The sequence below is a fragment of the Lysinibacillus sp. NPDC094403 genome, from assembly GCF_050278745.1.
Taxonomy (GTDB): domain Bacteria; phylum Bacillota; class Bacilli; order Bacillales_A; family Planococcaceae; genus Lysinibacillus.
Genome location: NZ_JBNNTL010000001.1, coordinates 587,679 through 605,206 on the forward strand (window position 1 = coordinate 587,679; position 17,528 = coordinate 605,206).

At 39.7% G+C, this 17,528-nt stretch carries 18 protein-coding genes; 16 read left to right on the top strand and 2 right to left on the bottom strand.

What is annotated here, in order from left to right:
• Positions 1–30 precede the first annotated feature (30 nt).
• Entirely contained in the window at positions 31–306 is a 276-nt protein-coding gene (locus tag ACQKMV_RS02605; RefSeq protein WP_427502245.1) for a hypothetical protein, read from the bottom strand.
• An 894-nt stretch (positions 307–1,200) separates the two neighbouring features.
• On the opposite strand from ACQKMV_RS02605, the gene ACQKMV_RS02610 reads away from it, so the two are divergent.
• The 16 genes from ACQKMV_RS02610 to spoVM all read left to right on the top strand — a co-directional run bounded on the left by ACQKMV_RS02610 (position 1,201) and on the right by spoVM (position 15,878).
• Positions 1,201–2,076, top strand: coding sequence for a YicC/YloC family endoribonuclease (locus tag ACQKMV_RS02610; RefSeq protein ID WP_427502246.1), 876 nt, complete (start codon positions 1,201–1,203; stop codon positions 2,074–2,076).
• Between the two features lie 43 nt (positions 2,077–2,119).
• A complete protein-coding gene (gmk, locus tag ACQKMV_RS02615; protein ID WP_053594155.1) occupies positions 2,120–2,737 on the top strand; it encodes a guanylate kinase in 618 nt (205 codons plus the stop codon).
• A gap of 4 nt (positions 2,738–2,741) precedes the next feature.
• Complete coding sequence (gene rpoZ, locus ACQKMV_RS02620; RefSeq protein WP_427423740.1) at positions 2,742–2,969, top strand: DNA-directed RNA polymerase subunit omega; 228 nt, start codon at positions 2,742–2,744, stop codon at positions 2,967–2,969.
• 87 nt (positions 2,970–3,056) lie between these two features.
• The gene (gene coaBC, locus ACQKMV_RS02625; RefSeq protein WP_427502247.1) at positions 3,057–4,067 is read left to right on the top strand and encodes a bifunctional phosphopantothenoylcysteine decarboxylase/phosphopantothenate--cysteine ligase CoaBC; all 1,011 of its coding nucleotides are present in this window, start codon (positions 3,057–3,059) and stop codon (positions 4,065–4,067) included.
• Positions 4,064–6,478 (top strand): primosomal protein N', encoded by a 2,415-nt coding sequence (gene priA, locus ACQKMV_RS02630; protein ID WP_427502248.1) that lies wholly within the window; start codon positions 4,064–4,066, stop codon positions 6,476–6,478. The genes coaBC and priA overlap by 4 nt, the downstream gene beginning before the upstream one ends.
• Before the next feature lie 147 nt (positions 6,479–6,625).
• A complete protein-coding gene (locus ACQKMV_RS02635) occupies positions 6,626–6,802 on the top strand; it encodes a hypothetical protein (RefSeq protein WP_427502249.1) in 177 nt (58 codons plus the stop codon).
• A gap of 57 nt (positions 6,803–6,859) precedes the next feature.
• Entirely contained in the window at positions 6,860–7,354 is a 495-nt protein-coding gene (gene def, locus ACQKMV_RS02640) for a peptide deformylase (protein WP_427502250.1), read from the top strand.
• A 1-nt stretch (position 7,355) separates the two neighbouring features.
• Positions 7,356–8,297, top strand: coding sequence for a methionyl-tRNA formyltransferase (fmt, locus tag ACQKMV_RS02645; RefSeq protein WP_427502251.1), 942 nt, complete (start codon positions 7,356–7,358; stop codon positions 8,295–8,297).
• A complete protein-coding gene (gene rsmB, locus ACQKMV_RS02650; protein ID WP_427502252.1) occupies positions 8,294–9,655 on the top strand; it encodes a 16S rRNA (cytosine(967)-C(5))-methyltransferase RsmB in 1,362 nt (453 codons plus the stop codon). The genes fmt and rsmB overlap by 4 nt, the downstream gene beginning before the upstream one ends.
• On the top strand, positions 9,655–10,797 hold the full coding sequence (rlmN, locus tag ACQKMV_RS02655; protein WP_427502253.1) for a 23S rRNA (adenine(2503)-C(2))-methyltransferase RlmN: 1,143 nt from the start codon (positions 9,655–9,657) through the stop codon (positions 10,795–10,797). The genes rsmB and rlmN overlap by 1 nt, the downstream gene beginning before the upstream one ends.
• A 6-nt stretch (positions 10,798–10,803) precedes the next feature.
• The gene (locus ACQKMV_RS02660) at positions 10,804–11,553 is read left to right on the top strand and encodes a Stp1/IreP family PP2C-type Ser/Thr phosphatase (protein WP_427502494.1); all 750 of its coding nucleotides are present in this window, start codon (positions 10,804–10,806) and stop codon (positions 11,551–11,553) included.
• A 2-nt stretch (positions 11,554–11,555) separates the two neighbouring features.
• A complete protein-coding gene (pknB, locus tag ACQKMV_RS02665; protein ID WP_427502254.1) occupies positions 11,556–13,541 on the top strand; it encodes a Stk1 family PASTA domain-containing Ser/Thr kinase in 1,986 nt (661 codons plus the stop codon).
• An 11-nt stretch (positions 13,542–13,552) separates the two neighbouring features.
• Complete coding sequence (gene rsgA, locus ACQKMV_RS02670; RefSeq protein ID WP_427502255.1) at positions 13,553–14,437, top strand: ribosome small subunit-dependent GTPase A; 885 nt, start codon at positions 13,553–13,555, stop codon at positions 14,435–14,437.
• A 2-nt stretch (positions 14,438–14,439) separates the two neighbouring features.
• Positions 14,440–15,108, top strand: a complete 669-nt coding sequence (gene rpe, locus ACQKMV_RS02675) for a ribulose-phosphate 3-epimerase (protein WP_387081476.1) — start codon at positions 14,440–14,442, stop codon at positions 15,106–15,108.
• Positions 15,105–15,758 (top strand): thiamine diphosphokinase, encoded by a 654-nt coding sequence (locus ACQKMV_RS02680; RefSeq protein WP_427502256.1) that lies wholly within the window; start codon positions 15,105–15,107, stop codon positions 15,756–15,758. Before rpe ends, ACQKMV_RS02680 begins: the two co-directional genes overlap by 4 nt.
• Before the next feature lie 18 nt (positions 15,759–15,776).
• The gene (gene spoVM, locus ACQKMV_RS02685; RefSeq protein ID WP_156304606.1) at positions 15,777–15,878 is read left to right on the top strand and encodes a stage V sporulation protein SpoVM; all 102 of its coding nucleotides are present in this window, start codon (positions 15,777–15,779) and stop codon (positions 15,876–15,878) included.
• A gap of 921 nt (positions 15,879–16,799) precedes the next feature.
• Here spoVM and rpmB read toward each other — a convergent pair.
• The gene (gene rpmB, locus ACQKMV_RS02690; RefSeq protein ID WP_024362078.1) at positions 16,800–16,988 is read right to left on the bottom strand and encodes a 50S ribosomal protein L28; all 189 of its coding nucleotides are present in this window, start codon (positions 16,986–16,988) and stop codon (positions 16,800–16,802) included.
• Positions 16,989–17,528 lie beyond the last annotated feature (540 nt).

The window sequence follows — 17,528 nt, forward strand, 5'->3', positions numbered from 1 at the left end:
CGTATTTATTTTTTTAATGGTGCATTCTCATCACTCTGTTGGAGCACAAATGCACTTTATTTTTGACTTATCTGCATAACGTGTGGTTGATTTCCATTCCGGCTGGGCGCTTTGTTGCTGTCGCTTCGCTTTCGCACAGATAAAACATTTGTAGCTGTCGCTTCGCTTTCGCACAGATAAAACATTTGTTGCTGTCGCTTCGCTTTCGCTTCGCTTTCGCACAGATAAAACATTTGTTGCTGTCGCTTCGCTTTCGCACAGATAAAACATTTGTAGCTGTCGCTTTGCTTTCGCTACAGAAAACATTTGCCGCTGACGCTTCGCTTTCGCGCAGAGCAGAGCTTCCTGGGGGCGTCCGATGAGCCGCTTTTGTTGTTGCTGTCGCTTCGCTTTCGCACAGATAAAACATTTGCTGCCGCTGCGTTAGCACTACGCTTTCGCACAGAAAACATCCGCTTCGCTGCAGGGTCTCGGGCCAACACGATGTTGGTCACGAAGGCGTTATCACAGGATGTGATGCTTTTAGCCTTCGTTCCTCTATCGCTGATCCCCAAGGAGTCGCCCAGCCTCCACTCCAATCAACTTATTTGCATGACATACGTTTTAGCAAAATGTCATCCCTAAATTCCGATGATGGATCAATTTGTTAGATTTGCTGCCGCTACGCTTTCGCGCAAAAAACATCTGCAGGCCAAAGCACAAAGCCGTTTCCGGACGCAATTATGTCGAGGCATAATTGATCAAGTGTATTGATTAACCACTTTTATCTTCTCAAATTATTTAGAGTGCAACTGAATTAATTTGAGAAGAAATGTTGATTAGAAAACATTGTTTTGAGCAATTAAAGGGTTTTTTGTTGATATTTTGCTTATAAGTGCCCATTTTTAGCAGATTGTAGTGAAGGGCTACTTGACTCCCGCAGGAAAGCAAGTGCCCGTAACGGAAATCGGCTTCCCCCGATGAGTCGCCTGTTCTTCACTTTAATCAACTTCTAGACATGGCATACATTTTAACAAATGTCATCTCTATGCTTTGCTAATGAGTTTTTTCTTATGTTTATCATAGCATTTTTTAGGTGAATATTAAAATATAGCTTCAATTGTGGTAGAATTAGCTTTTGCTCTATGTAATTTTTTCAGTCATAAATGTCAGAGCTTATGTTATAATAATCCCAGTATGCAAAGAAAGGTGTGACGAACCTTGGTGCGTAGTATGACTGGTTTTGGCAGAGGTGTCACAACAACAAGAGACTTTCAATTAACTGTAGAAATGCGCTCGGTCAACCATCGATTTTTAGAAGTTAATGCAAAATTTCCGAAAGAATGGCTTGAAGCAGAAATTTTTGCAAAGAAATTAATTTCACAAGCTTTGTCACGTGGCAAAATTGATGTGATGGTTTATGTTAAGGACTTAGATAACGTCGAGCAATCTATTGAAATTAATTGGTCATTAATTGAAGCGTATCGTAAGGCAAAAGAGCAATTAGCAAGTAAAGTACCACTAGCAGAAAAATGGACGATGCAAGAGTTATTATCGCTTGAACAAGCGCTTGTACAGGAAAAGCCACAGCTTACACCTGAGGATTTACTTTGTGCTGTTGAAAAAGCTATTAAGCAAGGACTTGAACAGCTGATTCAAATGCGTGAGCGTGAAGGGCAAGAATTGCAAGATGTTGTTGTACAATATAAAGAACAGTTAATGGAGCAAGTGAACCAGATTCGTTCATACGCCTCTCTTGCTGTTGAAAAATATCGTACTCGATTATTGGAACGCATTACTGAAGTGGCGGATGGAGCGGTGCTAGAAGATCGCCTATTTGCTGAAGTAGCGATATTTGCAGAACGTGTGGACATCACCGAAGAATTGGACCGATTAGATAGTCACTTCAATCAACTGGAAGAAACATTACAAGAAACGATTTCGGTTGGCCGTAAATTAGACTTTTTAATGCAGGAAATACACCGCGAGATCAATACGATTGGTTCAAAAAATCAATCAACAGAGGCAGCAATTGCGGTAGTTCAGGCGAAAACAATTTTAGAAAAGATGCGCGAGCAAGTTCAAAATATCGAATAGCTTGGCTGTATCTGTTATAAATTAAGGGAGATATAGAGAATAAATGATAAAAGAACGTGGATTATTAATTGTTCTGTCTGGCCCATCTGGTGTAGGTAAAGGGACAGTGCGAAAAGAATTATTTTCTCAGCCGAATACGAATTATGAGTATTCCATCTCGATGACAACACGAAATCCTCGCGAAGGTGAAGTAGATGGTGTAGACTATTTTTTCAAGACACGTGAAGAATTTGAGGCGTTGATTGAACAGGGTGGCTTATTGGAGCATGCTGAATTTGTAGGGAATTATTACGGAACACCGTTAGCCTACGTAAATGAAACACTTGATGCAGGTCGTGATGTGTTTTTAGAAATTGAAGTACAGGGTGCTGCACAAATCCGTAAAAAGGCACCAGATGCATTATTTATTTTCTTAGCCCCACCAAGCTTAACGGAATTAAAGGACCGTTTGGTTGGTCGTGGGACGGAAACAGCAGAAGTTATTGCAAAACGTATTGCAACTGCAAGTGAAGAGCTTGAAATGATGAGCCTTTACGATTATGTAGTTGAAAATGATGAAGTGACAAATGCCTGTGATCGTATAAATGCGATTATTAAAGCCGAGCATTGTCGTAGAGAACGTGTTGAAAAAAGATATTTGTCAATGTTGAGAGGAGAATAAACCCATGTTATACCCATCAGTAGATACATTAAAAAAAGAAATCGATTCAAAATACTCTTTAGTAAGTCTAGCATCTAAACGTGCTCGTCAAATGCAAGAGGAACAAAACACTGAACGCTTACACAAGTATGTTTCACATAAATACGTAGGGAAAGCACTTGAAGAAGTGGCGGCAGGTGTACTTACGAAGGTATCACAGGATGAGTCAACTGTGTACGAAGACGAAATCTAACATTGGTGTAAATTTGATTATACAGAATGCCGAAAGCTCCCGAGGAAATTTCCTTTGGGAGCTTATCATTTGAAAGGACGATTGTGCATGAATAAAAATATTTTACTTTGTGTTTCAGGTGGTATAGCGGTTTATAAGGCTGTCGCTCTAGTTAGCAAGCTATCTCAGGCAGGTGCAAATGTAAAGGTTATCATGACAGCATCAGCAAGACAGTTTGTGAATCCGCTGAGCTTTCAAGTTATGTCCAAAAATGATGTTTTTTTTGATACTTTTGATGAAAAGGATTCGAGTGTTATTGCCCATATTGATTTGGCGGATTGGGCAGATTTAATTTTAGTTGCGCCAGCTACCGCAAATGTCATAGGGAAACTGGCGAATGGTATAGCAGACGATATGGTAACAACGACTTTGCTTGCAACAACTGCCCCTGTATGGCTTGCACCAGCGATGAATGTACATATGTATGACCATCCAGCGGTAAAACGAAATTTGACTCAGTTACAAACTGATGGCTATCAATTTATAGAGCCTTCAGAAGGATTTTTGGCATGTGGCTATGTTGGTAAAGGCCGTTTAGAGGAGCCAGAAAAAATAACGGCCATTGTGCAAGAATTTTTTTCAGAGAAAGGTAAACCATTAGCTGGTAAAACGGTAGTGGTTACAGCTGGAGCCTTTTATGTACCATTAGACGAGCACCATGTTATTAGTACACAGTCGAACAGTAAAATTGGTCAGGCAATAGCAGAAGAGGCAAAAAAACTTGGTGCAAATGTAATCCTAATAGATGAGAACGAAACAAGTGTGCATAAACTCTTTGAACAGCTTGAGGATTATAAAAAACAATATCCAACTGCATTTTTTATCCATGCAGCAAATACGCCTACAATTGAAGAGGCTCCGATACTGTCCATAGAAGGGATGACCGCAATAACTTTTGGCCAAAAGGTTATTGGTGAACCAATGTTAACAATTATGTCTGACTCGTGGATTGATTATAGTGACACGGCAGAAGTAAATGGTCAATTGTGGGATACGACAAATGCCACGCAGTTTGCGCAAGCATTTTGGACATATGTATTACAGGGTGAGATGCAATGAGTTTGTTGATTGCAGAAGTTATAGTGGATGTTTCAACATACCATGTAGATCGTCCGTTTGATTATGAAGTACCTACAGAATGGGCACATATTATAGAGATGGGCTGTCGTGTAAAAGTACCGTTCGGACCAAGAAATGTTCTAGGTTTTGTGGTCGGATTAAAAAATGAAACAGATGTACCATCTAACAAATTAAAGTCGATTGCACAAATTTTAGATATAGAGCCTGTATTAACCGAAGAAATGTTGTTATTGGCTAAGTGGCTGAAAAACGAAACGATTTGTTATGAAATTGATGCCTTACAGGTCATGCTCCCATCAGCGCTTCGAGCGAAGTATGAAAAAATCATAACGCTACTAGAGGAGAAAGATGCTTTGCCAGATGAGGTGCAAGCTATTTTTGGTAAGCGACACCAGGTTAATTTTAAAGAATTTGAGCGTGCTGAATTACTTCCCTTATTAAAGCACCTTATCACTGATAAAATTGTAAAAATTGAAAATGTTGTGAAGCAGCAAGGCAATGTGAAAGAAATACGGATGGTCAAAATTTCAGATAATCAGCAAGATATCGATAAGGCAATGGAAGGTGCAGCAAGAGCAGCTAAACAACGCCAGCTGATTGAATGGATGGGCAAACATCTTGGAGAGGTCCTTTTGCCACAGAAAATCTATGAGGAAACAGGCACATCTACCGCGGTATTACAGTCAGTTATTGAAAAAGGAGCCGCTCATTTTATACAAGAAGAGGTGTATCGAGATCCCTTTACGAAGGAGGTTTCCCGTACACAATCTTTACAATTGACGGAAGAGCAGCACATTGCACTTAAGGCTATTAATGGGTCGATGGAAGAACAGACTGCGAAAACTTTTTTACTACACGGCGTCACGGGAAGTGGTAAAACTGAAATATATTTGCAAGCGATACAAAAGGTGTTAGATGAAGGTAAGGAAGCCATTATGCTAGTGCCTGAAATATCATTAACACCACAAATGACAGAGCGTTTTCGTAGTCGTTTTGGTGAGATGGTTGCTGTGATGCATAGTGGCTTATCTGTCGGTGAAAAGTATGATGAATGGCGTAAAATTCAGCAAGGAAAGGTAAGCGTTGTTGTTGGAGCTCGTTCGGCAATTTTCGCACCTTTTACAAATATAGGTCTAATTATTTTGGATGAAGAGCATGAATCCACATACAAGCAAGAAGATTCACCACGTTATCACGCTAGAGATGTAGCGATATGGCGAAGTGAATTTTACAAATGTCCAGTTATATTAGGTAGTGCAACGCCTGCGCTTGAGTCATTTGCGAGAGCAAAAAAGGGCGTGTATAGTTTGCTATCATTAAAGCAACGTGCTTTGCATCAACCGTTACCAACAGTTTTTATTGCCGATATGCGAGAAGAACTTCAAAAAGGGAATCGTTCTATGTTTTCGGAGCAGCTTGTTGATGCTATACGTGTAAGACTTGAGAAAAAAGAACAAATGGTGTTGTTTTTAAATCGTCGTGGCTATTCTTCTTTTGTGCTTTGTCGTGATTGTGGAACGGTTGTACAATGTCCGAACTGTGACATCTCGTTAACGTATCATCGAACAACAGAGAAATTAAAATGCCATTATTGCGGTTATGAGGAGCGTGTTCCGCAAATATGTCCACAATGCCAGAGTGAGCATATCCGATATTTTGGTACGGGAACACAAAAAGTCGAGGAAGAAATTTATAAGCTATTCCCTGCGGCAAGAGTTCTTCGAATGGATGTTGATACAACAAAGCAAAAAGGTGCACATGAAGAGATTTTGCAAGCATTTGGGGAAGGACAGGCAGATATTTTGCTTGGGACGCAAATGATTGCTAAAGGTCTTGATTTTCCTAATATTACGCTTGTTGGTGTACTTAGCGCTGATACATCACTGCATCTTCCCGATTACCGTGCAGCGGAGCGTACATTCCAATTATTAACGCAGGTTAGTGGTAGGGCTGGACGTCATGAAAAGCACGGTGAGGTTATTATTCAATCGTATACACCAGAGCATTATGCAATTGAATTGGCAAAAATACAAGATTACGAGCCATTTTACGAACGTGAAATGTTTTTACGCCGCCGCTCTAGCTATCCGCCTTATTATTATGTAGCACTTGTTCAAATATCCCATGAAGATGTCATGATAGCGGCAGAGTATGCAGGACGTGCGGCAGATTGGCTAAGGGAAAACTTATCAAACCGAGTAGCAATTATTGGTCCAACAACTGCAAGTATTAGTCGTCTCCAAAATAGATATCGCTATCAATGTTTGATAAAATATAAAATTGAACCAAATCTCATTCCTGTGTTACAGCGCCTTCTTGCGATGTATCGAGCAGAATGGATTAAACAAGGTATATTAATGACGGTAGATTTAGATCCGTCAACTATATAAAATAGTTCATCACCAGATTGGACATGACATTTTGTTGAAATTTATGCCATGCGAATAAGTTGATTGGAGTGGAGGCTGGGTGACTCCTCGGGGGTCAGCATCACAGATGATGCCCTGCAGCGAAGCGTCAGCAACTGGGTTTTGTCTGTGCGAAAGCGAAGCGACAGCAACAACAAATGTTGTCTGTGCGAAAGCGAAGCGTCAGCGGCAAATGTTTTATCTGTAACGAAAGCAAAGCGACAGCTACAAATGTTTTATCTGTGCGAAAGCGAAGCGACAGCAACAAAGCGCCCAGCCGGAACGGAAATCAGCCCCACATTATGATGTAGCGTTACAATTAGACAAGGTATAAGCCTTAAATATAGAAATGAGGAACATAAGATGGCAATTAAAAAAGTTGTTGAACATCCAGCAAAGGTACTATCAACGCCGTGCGCGGAAGTAACAGAAATAAATGAAGAAGTTATTACATTATTAGATGATTTATATGACACAATGGTTGAATACGATGGCGTTGGTATTGCAGCACCACAAATAAATGTAGGATTACGTGTTGCAATTGTTGAGCTTGGCGAGGAACGAGATATTTTAGAAATGATTAATCCAACAGTCATTGAAACAGATGGCGCTGAAGTAGACATTGAAGGATGCTTAAGCTTCCCGGGATTATACGGTGAAGTTGAACGACCTGACTATGTGAAAATTGAAGCGTGTGACCGTGAAGGACGTGTATATGAGCTAGAAGCGGGAGGCTTTGATGCACGAGCAATTTTACATGAAATCGATCATTTAGATGGCGTGCTATTTGATTCAAAAATCAAACGTATTCTAACTGAAGAAGAGCTTGAAGCAATGTACGCTGAAGAGGAGGAATAAAATGACTTCAATAATATTTATGGGAACTCCTGATTTCTCCGCGCCAATTTTGCGTATGCTACATCATGAAGGTTATGATATTAAAGCTGTAGTTACACAACCAGACCGTCCTGTTGGGCGTAAGCGTGTGCTAACACCACCGCCTGTTAAGGCAGAAGCAATGGAGTTAGGTTTACAAGTTATTCAGCCTGAAAAGCTACGTGGTTCTGAGGAATTACAGCAAATTATTGATTTACAGCCTGACCTAGTGGTAACAGCAGCGTTTGGACAAATTTTGCCGAAAGAATTGCTGGATGCACCACGACTTGGTTGCATTAACGTCCATGCGTCACTTTTACCGAAGTATCGTGGTGGAGCACCTATTCACCAAGCAATTATTGATGGTGAAAAAGAGACAGGTGTAACGATTATGTATATGGAGCAAAAGCTAGATGCTGGTGATATCATTTCCCAAAAGGCTATCCCAATTGAAAAGGATGATTATACAGGTAGACTATTTGATAAGTTAAGTGCTGTGGGCAGCGAATTATTAAAAGATACACTTCCTTCTATTATAAATGGCACAAATAATCGTACCGTGCAGGATGAAGCACAAGTAACCTTTGCCAGCAATATTTCACGTGAACAGGAACGTATCGATTGGACAAAGGATGCTACAACTTTATACAATCAAGTACGTGGACTTCACCCTTGGCCAGTTGCCTATACAACATTTGAAGATGGCAACTTTAAAATTTGGTGGGCACAGGTTGGCGACACTAAGCATGATGCTATAGCTGGTGAGGTTGTTGCGATTTCAAAGGATCATTTTGAAGTTGCAGCAGGAAATGGGACAACACTTGCCCTGTATGATGTACAACCAGCTGGTAAGAAACGCATGACAGCAGAGGAATATTTGCGTGGTACAGGTTCTAAATTACAGATTGGGGACCAATTTAAATGAGTAAAAAGAGCGTAGTAATTTGGGATGGAAATGTTCGTGATGCCGCACTTTCTATTCTGTTAGCAGTAGATAAAAATCAAGCCTATAGTAATTTGCTTTTAAATGAAACGATAAAGCGACATAAAATCGAAGCGAAGGATCGTGCGCTTTTAACAGAAATTACGTATGGTACTTTACAATATAAAATGACACTAGACTACTATTTAGAGCCATTTATTCGTGGCTCAGTGGATCATTGGGTGCGCTGGCTTTTACGTTTATCTTTATATCAAATGCATTATTTAACGCGTATTCCACCACATGCAGCGGTAAATGAAGCTGTAGAAATTGCCAAGCGTCGAGGTCACCAAGGTATTGCTTCAATGGTCAACGGTATTTTACGATCTATTTTACGTCAAGGTGTAGCTTCTACTGATGAAATTAAAGATCCAATTGAGCGCCTTGCTATTGAAACGAGTCATCCCGAGTGGTTAGTACAACGCTTTGTCGATAACTATGGTGTTAAAGTAGCGGATGAAATGTTACATGAAAATAATGTGCCACCAGTGCAGACTGTACGTGTAAACATGACAAAAGCAAGCGTTGAGCAAGCCATTGCCAGCATAGAAGCGGAAGGGTTAACAGCGAAAAAAAGCGATCTAATGCCTGAATGTTTACATGTAACAAATGGTCAACCAGCTCGTACAAAGGCATTCCAAGAAGGGCTTATTACCATTCAGGATGAAAGTTCAATGATTCCAGCAAATGTTTTGAATCCATCTCCTGGCATGCGTGTCTTAGATATGTGTGCAGCACCAGGTGGAAAGACAACACATATAGCTGAAATTATGAAAAATGAAGGTTCGATTTTAGCGACCGACCTTCACCCTCATAAATTAGATTTAATCGACCATAATACTGATCGTCTAGGGATTGATATAGTAGAGACTGCTCCGGTTGATGGACGTAAAGCACCGGATTTTCTACAACGAGAATCATTCGACGCTATTTTAGTCGATGCACCTTGTAGTGGTTTAGGTGTTATGCGCCGCAAGCCAGATATTAAATATACAAAACGTGAGGAAGATTTAGAAAACCTCCAAAAAATACAATTGGCGCTATTAGATGCTGCAACAAAAGTATTGAAAATAGATGGCAAGCTTGTGTACAGTACATGTACTGTCGATAAAAAGGAAAATGAAGGTACTGTAGAGGCCTTTTTAACAACGCATCCAGAAATGGAAGCTATACAACTAGAATCTTTACCAACAAAATTAGCGGAAAAGCAAGCAAATGGCATGCTTCAAGTCTTTCCACAAGACTTTGGCAGTGACGGTTTCTTCGTTGCCGCCTTTCGTAAAAAAGGAGAATCCAACTAATGGTGGATCAAGAGAAATTTAATGAGCGTATTAACGACTTAGTTGAGGAAGCAGAAGACAAGCCTGTTCGACGCGAAAAAAAAGAAAAACCAAATTTAAAGGAATCGGTATACTCACTACAGCCGCAACAGTTAGAAGACTGGTTAAAGGAAAACGATGAAAAACCGTTCCGTGCAGCACAAATTTTTGATTGGCTTTATAATAAACGTGTAAAAACATTTGAGGAAATGTCTAATCTTTCAAAGGGATTACGTGAAAAGCTTGAAGCAAATTTTGCATTAACGACATTGTCAACAATTATTAAACAGGAATCAAAAGATGGTACAATCAAGTTTTTATTCCAGTTACAAGACGGCTATTCTATTGAAACGGTATTAATGCGTCATGAATATGGGAATTCTATTTGTGTGACGACACAAGTAGGCTGCCGAATTGGCTGTACGTTCTGTGCATCAACTTTAGGTGGATTAAAACGTCACTTACAAGCAGGGGAAATCGTGGAGCAAGTTGTCAAAGTACAGCAGACTTTAGATGAAGTGGGCGAGCGTGTTTCACATATCGTCATTATGGGTATTGGAGAACCTTTCGATAATTATGATGCGATGATGAACTTCTTAAAAGTCATTAATAATGAAAAAGGGTTAAATATCGGAGCTCGTCACATCACTGTATCAACATCAGGGATTGTTCCAAAAATTTATCAATTTGCTGATGAACAGCTACAAATCAATTTTGCAGTATCATTACATGCACCAAACCAAGAGGCTCGTCAAAAACTGATGCCAATTGCACGTGCTTACAAATTGGATGAATTAATGGAAGCTGTCCGTTACTATACTAAAAAAACTGGCCGACGTGTAACTTTTGAGTATGGTTTAATGTCTGGCGAAAATGATTCAGTTGAAATTGCAGAAGAATTATCGGCATTAATAAAAGGAATTAAATGCCACGTGAACTTAATTCCTGTAAACTACGTACCAGAACGTGATTATGTCAGAACATCTCGTAGTCAAATTTTTGCCTTTGAAAAAACATTAAAGAAGAATGGTATTAACGTAACAATCCGCCGAGAGCAAGGTTCTGATATTGCAGCTGCGTGTGGACAATTACGTGCGCAAGAGAGATCTGAAGAGACGAGGTGACCAGTGTTGGAATACACAGTCGAAAGTGATATTGGGTTAAAACGAGCAATCAATGAAGACCGTGCGGCATTTTTTAATCGTCCTGACGGGCTTGCACTAGCACTTGTAGCGGACGGCATGGGTGGTCATAATGCTGGCGATGTAGCGAGTGATATGGCAATGAAACAGATAGAATCCGTTTTTTTACAGGCAGAGGCACATCATTTTGCATCAACAACATCAAAAAAAGAGTGGTTATTACAAGCAGTCAAGCAATTGAATAAAAGTATATATGACTATTCTTTATCACATGAAGACTGTAAAGGAATGGGCACGACGTTTATTGCAGTGTTAATTGAAAAGAATCATTGCTTTATCGCCCATGTTGGCGATAGTCGTGTGTATTATTTCTTTGATGATGGTGCACAACAAATAACAAGAGATCACTCCTATGTAAATGTTCTGGTTGAAAATGGTGAAATCAGTGAAGAGGAAGCGTTGACACATCCGAAGAAAAATTTCATCTTAAAAGCTGTTGGTACAGAAGAAACGATTGAACCAGACTTTTATGAGGTTGAATTAGCATCAGAATCGTATTTACTCATTTGCTCTGACGGTTTAAGCAATAAACTTACAGTGTATGAAATGGCATCAATTATTACGTATCCAGATTTAATAGAAGAAAAGGGAAGAAAACTTGTGGAATTAGCAAATGCAAGCGGGGGGGAAGACAATATCTCCCTCGTGCTAATCACAAGGCAAGATGAGGAGGTGTAAGTATGCTTGTAGGTAAACGAATTAGTGACCGCTATAAAATTATTAAGCTTATTGGTGGCGGTGGTATGTCCAATGTTTATTTAGCACATGACATGATTTTAAACCGTGATGTAGCGATCAAAATATTACGCTATGATTTTACCAATGAGGATGATTTGCATCGACGTTTCCAACGTGAAGCACTTTCTGCTACAAGCCTTACACATCCAAATATCGTTAGTATTTATGATGTAGGTGATGATGGTGATCTACATTATATTGTGATGGAGTATGTTCAAGGAAAAACATTGAAGCAGTACATACAGGAATTTGCACCAATTTCTCCTGCCAGAAGTGTGCATATTATGAAGCAGTTAACATCAGCAATTGCCAATGCTCATGAAAATCATATTATCCATCGTGACATTAAGCCTCAAAATATTTTAATGGATGCAGAGGGCAATGTGAAAATAACTGATTTTGGCATAGCGATGACGCTTAGTGCAACGTCATTTACACAAACGAACTCCGTGCTTGGAACGGTGCATTATTTATCACCAGAGCAGGCTCGTGGTGGTACGGCAACAAACAGATCTGATATTTATGCACTTGGCATTGTTTTATATGAATTATTAACAGGGGAATTGCCATTTTCAGGCGAGTCAGCTGTTTCTATAGCGCTTAAACATTTACAATCAGAGACACCGTCAGTTCGTGCATTCGATGCTACTATTCCACAAAGTGTGGAAAATGTTGTGCTAAAAGCTACAGCAAAAGATGCTTCTCATCGTTATTCAACTGTAGAAGAAATGCAAGCAGATTTAGAGACAGTTTTATCACCAAATCGTATCAATGAACCGAAGTTTGTAATACCGGAAGATAATGATATTACAAAGGCTATTCCGATTATAAAAGAGCCAACTATACGTAAAGACGAAGATTTAACGAAGACAAGAGTAATCGAACCAATTACACAATCAAAGCCGAAACCAGAAGCTAAGAAGCCTGTTGAAAAGGCAGTACCTGTAAAGAAAAAGAAAAAATGGCCAATATATGTTGCTGGACTAGTAATAGCAGCCATCGCCATTTTCCTATTCTTATTCTTTGCCACAAATCTATTTAGCCCGAAAAAGATACCTGTACCTAGTGTGGCTAATATGACAACTGAGGAAGCTACTAAGAAATTAGTGGCTGAAGGTTTTACTGTCAGTAAAGAACCTCAGGAGCGTTATGATGAGAGCGTCGAAAAGGGTAAGGTCATTGAAACGGACCCTTCTGAGGGTACAGAGCGTGTAAAAGGTACGGAAATAGACTTAATCGTTAGTCTTGGGATAGAGACGACGAAAGTGGAAGATTATAGAGGACAGCAAATTAGCCAAGTTAAATCAATGTTAAAGGATAAATTTTTAGAGCCGGAAATTAAGTACGTGCATTCAACAGAGCCAGAAGGACAAATTATTGAGCAAGAGCCGAAACCTCAAGAAGAAGTAATTGCTAAAGATACTACGATGAAATTTACGGTAAGCGCAGGAGTACAAATGGTTACCGTAGATAATGTTGAGAATTACACGAAGGCTCAAATGGATGAGTATGTAAGTAGAAAAGGCTTAAAATGGCGTATTTCTTCGGAAGACTTTAATGATAAAGTGGCTGCTGGAAGTGTTATTTCGCAATTGACGAAATCTGGGACTGAAGTTGAAGTAGGATCTACAATAGCGGTTGTTATAAGTAAAGGACCTGCCGAAAAACCTAAAAAAACTTTAGTGAAAACTGTGGCTGTGAAAATACCATATGAACCAGCTGAGGAAGGTATGAAGCAAAATATTCGTATTGTGATTCAAGATAAAAACCATACGATGTCATCAGCAGCTGATTCATTTACTATTACGGCTGATACAGACTATAAAATACAGCTTGTCATTGAAGAGGGCCAAGTAGGTGCATATAAAGTTATACGTGATTCGGAAATCATTGCTGAAGACAGTTTTAGCTCTGATGATGTTAAATAAGGGGGAATTGGATGGCGCAAGGCCAAATTCGTAAAGCATTAAGCGGTTATTACTATGTATACGATGGAGAACAACTAGTACAATGTCGAGGACGTGGGGTATTTCGCAATCGCGGGGAATCCCCACTCGTTGGCGACATGGTAGAATATACTCTGGAAACAGAAGGATCGGACGGTACTATCCAAAAAATTATGGAACGTCAAAATGAATTAGTACGTCCTCCAATTGCCAATATTGATCAAGGTATTTTAGTGTTTTCTGTCAAAGAACCTAATTTTAATACAATTTTACTGGATCGTTTCTTGGTTGTTTTAGAGTCATTTCATGTTCATCCGATTATTTGTTTAACAAAGATGGATTTGCTAGAAGACCATGAACGTGAGGAATTGCAAGGCTATATAGCAGATTATGAAAGCATGGGTTATACCGTGTTACAAACCTATAAGGATGAAGAAGAATTAGTTGATCGTCTAAATCCGATTTTAAAGGAAAAGACTTCTGTATTAGCAGGGCAATCCGGAGTTGGGAAATCCACACTACTAAATACTTTGATTCCAGATTTAAATTTAAAAACCGGAATTATTTCACAAAGCTTAGGACGTGGGAAACATACAACTCGCCACGTTGAATTAATCGAGGTATGTGACGGCTTATTAGCGGATACTCCAGGATTTAGTTCATTTGATTTTGATGAAATAGAAAAAGAAGAATTAGGTGCGTGCTTCCCTGAAATGGCCCGTATTGCAGATGATTGTAAATTTAGAGGTTGTTTACACTTAAAGGAACCTAAATGTGCAGTTAAGGCAGCGGTAGGAGCGGGAGAAATTCGTGACTATCGTTATAAACACTACGAACAATTTATGCAAGAAATTATGGATCGAAAGCCGAGGTATTAATGATGATACAAATAGCACCATCAATTTTAGCAGCTAACTTTGCTAAATTAGGAGAAGAAGTAAAGGAAGTAGAAAAGGCGGGGGCACAGCTTATTCATATCGATGTTATGGATGGTCATTTTGTGCCAAATATTTCTTTTGGTTCTATCGTATTAGATGCAATCCGTCCATTAACGGATTTACCGCTAGACGTTCATTTAATGATCGAAAATCCTGATCAGTATATTGAACAATTCGCCAAAGCAGGAGCAGACTATATTACGGTGCATGTAGAAGCTTGCCGCCATTTACACCGTACAATCCAATTAATTCGTTCATATGGAGTAAAACCTGGTGTTGTATTAAATCCACATACACCAATTGAATCTATTCAACATATATTAGAGGATATTGATATGGTGTTGTTTATGACAGTGAATCCAGGATTTGGTGGACAAAAATTCATTCATTCTGTTGTGCCAAAAATTGAAGCATTAGCAACAATTATTAAAGAACGTAATCTCGATATTGCTATAGAGATCGACGGTGGTATTAATGCAGAGACAATTATTCCTTGTGCAAAAGCAGGTGCAACAATTTTTGTAGCTGGTTCAGCAATTTATAGTAAAGAAGATCGTTCAGCAGCTTTACAGGAAATTTTAGCTGCTGGTGAGGCAGCGATTCAAGGATGACAGTAGTCGTTGTTTGTGCAGGTGGACCAAGAGAGGAACTCTGTTCATTTAGTCCGTATAAAAAGCAAAGTGATGTGTTATTTATCGGAGCAGACCGAGGAGCGCTATATTTAATCGAGCAAGGAATCACACCACATGCCATAGTAGGAGATTTTGACTCACTATCGCAAGAGGAATATGAGCTGGTGATGGCACATACAAATGATAGACAACGATTCCAGGAAGAAAAAGACGAAACAGACACAGACTTAGCGTTATTAAAAGCCTTGACCTATACACCGCTAGAAATTGTACTTACAGGTGTTACAGGTGGACGTTTAGATCATTATGAGGCAGCAGCTCGTTCGATTTATCGTTTACAAACAGAGCATCCACAAATAGTATTGAAGATTATTAATCATGCAAATATGTTGCAATTTTTAATGCCAGGCACACACATCATTGAAGCAAACGAGCAATACCGTTATCTGTCTTTCTTTGCACATGAAGAGCCTATTAAAGATGTGACATTAAGGCAAGTAAAGTATGAAACAACAAATGAAGAAATCTCTCTTGGTACATCTCGGTTTACAAGTAATGAAATAATAGGCAATTCAGGGTCTATATCTTTCTCGCAAGGCATATGTTTAATGATAAGAAGCATAGATTAGCGTAAGGGGGAGAGAGTCCTGAAAGTATATACGTTCCAGCTACCTAAATTTGTAAGTAGTATTACGCGTACGTGTATCAACATGTTTAAAAAAGAAAAGAAAGTAAAAAAATCCGACTAACACTAGTCGGATTTTTCTTTTAGTGTTGAAAAACAAAATGGCCAAGGAATTCTTTGTGAATATTGTGGTGGGTGATTTCCGTTCCAGGCTACTCGCTTTCCTGTGGGCGAGCGTCGAGCCGCTTCCTCCGCTGCGCTCCGTGCAGGGTCTCGCCTGTCTCGCTTTCCCACGGGAGTCGAGTAGCCTTCCACTCCAATCAGCGATAGCTTAGAACTTTTATTAATTTTATGTATTTCAAAAGTGAACGCTATGGCTACTCAACATAATCAAACAGAAGAAACTTATAACAATAATGCTATTGTACACCTGATCTTGCTGACGCTACGTTAACACTACGCTTTCACGAAAGGGGTACATACTATGAGAAGTGGTTGATTGGAGTGGAGACTGGGCGACTCCTCGGGGATCAGCGATAGAGGAACGAAGGCTAAAAGCATCACATCCTGTGATAACGCCTTCGTGACCAACATCGTGTTGGCCCGAGACCCTGCAGCGAAGCGAAGCGGCTCATCGGACGCCCCCAGGAAGCTCTGCTCTGCGCGAAAGCGAAGCGTCAGCGGCAAATGTTTTATCTGTAGCGAAAGCAAAGCGACAGCTACAAAGCGCCCAGTCGGAACGGAAATCAACCCTTTGTTTTGCCGGAGAGCCATGTAACTGCGGTTTTTATAGATAAAAGGCGATTGTTATGCTGAATTGAGGCTGTTATATGTAAAGAAAGCCGCTAGTAATTACAATGAGACGGAATTACTAGCGGCTTAGTCATTTCATTGTATTTAAGGTCACTCACTAGAACGAATGATTAAATACAAAATCTACTTTTATATAAATATTCACAAAGGCGGTTGGTAGTTTGCCCAGTTAATTAAGAAAGAAAAAAATCGATTTGCGCCAAATGCGAAATCGATTTTTTGGAAGCAACGATTAAACGCGCTCAATTTTACCTGATTTTAATGCACGTGCAGAAACCCATACACGTTTTGGTTTACCGTTTACTAAGATACGAACTTTTTGAAGGTTAGCACCCCAAGTACGTTTGTTAGCGTTCATAGCGTGGGAACGGTTGTTACCAGTACGAGCTTTACGTCCAGTGATTACACATTGTTTTGGCATGTTGTATTCCCTCCTTACTGTTAATGCTGAAAGATTATTATTTCAGTTCGGTATTTCACATACCATAATAATTTAACATACGATGACGTTCAGTGCAACAGTTTTCACATAACCTTTCAAGAAAAAAACCTTTACAGACATAAATAATTGTCAGATAAGAGGGAATCAATTTCTAGATACAGCAGATATAGGCTAATAAAAAGTTTCAGTATTATAAGATGTGTTGATTAACCATTTTTATCCACTCTGATTAATTAGAAGGCTCTGGATTCCGTTACGGGCTACTCGCTTTGTTACTGACGCTACGCTTTCGCACAGAAAACATTTGTTGCTGACGCTACGCTTTCGCACAGAAAACATTTGTTGCTGACGCTACGCTTTCGCACAGAAAACATTTGTCGCTGCCGCTTCGCTTTCGCGCAGATAATAAAGTATTGCTGCTGCTTCGCTTTCGCGCAGAAAACATCCGCTTCGTGCATGGTCTCGTCTGTCTCGCTTTCCCGCGGGAAGCTTTGTTCTACGACGAAAGCGAAGCGATAG

Bases quoted from the DNA above. Each gene is read 5' to 3' on its own strand.
- ACQKMV_RS02605 (WP_427502245.1), bottom strand. From the start codon at position 306: ATGTTTTCTGTAGCGAAAGCAAAGCGACAGCTACAAATGTTTTATCTG.
- gmk (WP_053594155.1), top strand. From the start codon at position 2,120: ATGATAAAAGAACGTGGATTATTAATTGTTCTGTCTGGCCCATCTGGT.
- rpoZ (WP_427423740.1), top strand. From the start codon at position 2,742: ATGTTATACCCATCAGTAGATACATTAAAAAAAGAAATCGATTCAAAA.
- coaBC (WP_427502247.1), top strand. From the start codon at position 3,057: ATGAATAAAAATATTTTACTTTGTGTTTCAGGTGGTATAGCGGTTTAT.
- priA (WP_427502248.1), top strand. From the start codon at position 4,064: ATGAGTTTGTTGATTGCAGAAGTTATAGTGGATGTTTCAACATACCAT.
- def (WP_427502250.1), top strand. From the start codon at position 6,860: ATGGCAATTAAAAAAGTTGTTGAACATCCAGCAAAGGTACTATCAACG.
- fmt (WP_427502251.1), top strand. From the start codon at position 7,356: ATGACTTCAATAATATTTATGGGAACTCCTGATTTCTCCGCGCCAATT.
- rsmB (WP_427502252.1), top strand. From the start codon at position 8,294: ATGAGTAAAAAGAGCGTAGTAATTTGGGATGGAAATGTTCGTGATGCC.
- rlmN (WP_427502253.1), top strand. From the start codon at position 9,655: ATGGTGGATCAAGAGAAATTTAATGAGCGTATTAACGACTTAGTTGAG.
- pknB (WP_427502254.1), top strand. From the start codon at position 11,556: ATGCTTGTAGGTAAACGAATTAGTGACCGCTATAAAATTATTAAGCTT.
- rsgA (WP_427502255.1), top strand. From the start codon at position 13,553: ATGGCGCAAGGCCAAATTCGTAAAGCATTAAGCGGTTATTACTATGTA.
- rpe (WP_387081476.1), top strand. From the start codon at position 14,440: ATGATACAAATAGCACCATCAATTTTAGCAGCTAACTTTGCTAAATTA.
- ACQKMV_RS02680 (WP_427502256.1), top strand. From the start codon at position 15,105: ATGACAGTAGTCGTTGTTTGTGCAGGTGGACCAAGAGAGGAACTCTGT.
- rpmB (WP_024362078.1), bottom strand. From the start codon at position 16,988: ATGCCAAAACAATGTGTAATCACTGGACGTAAAGCTCGTACTGGTAAC.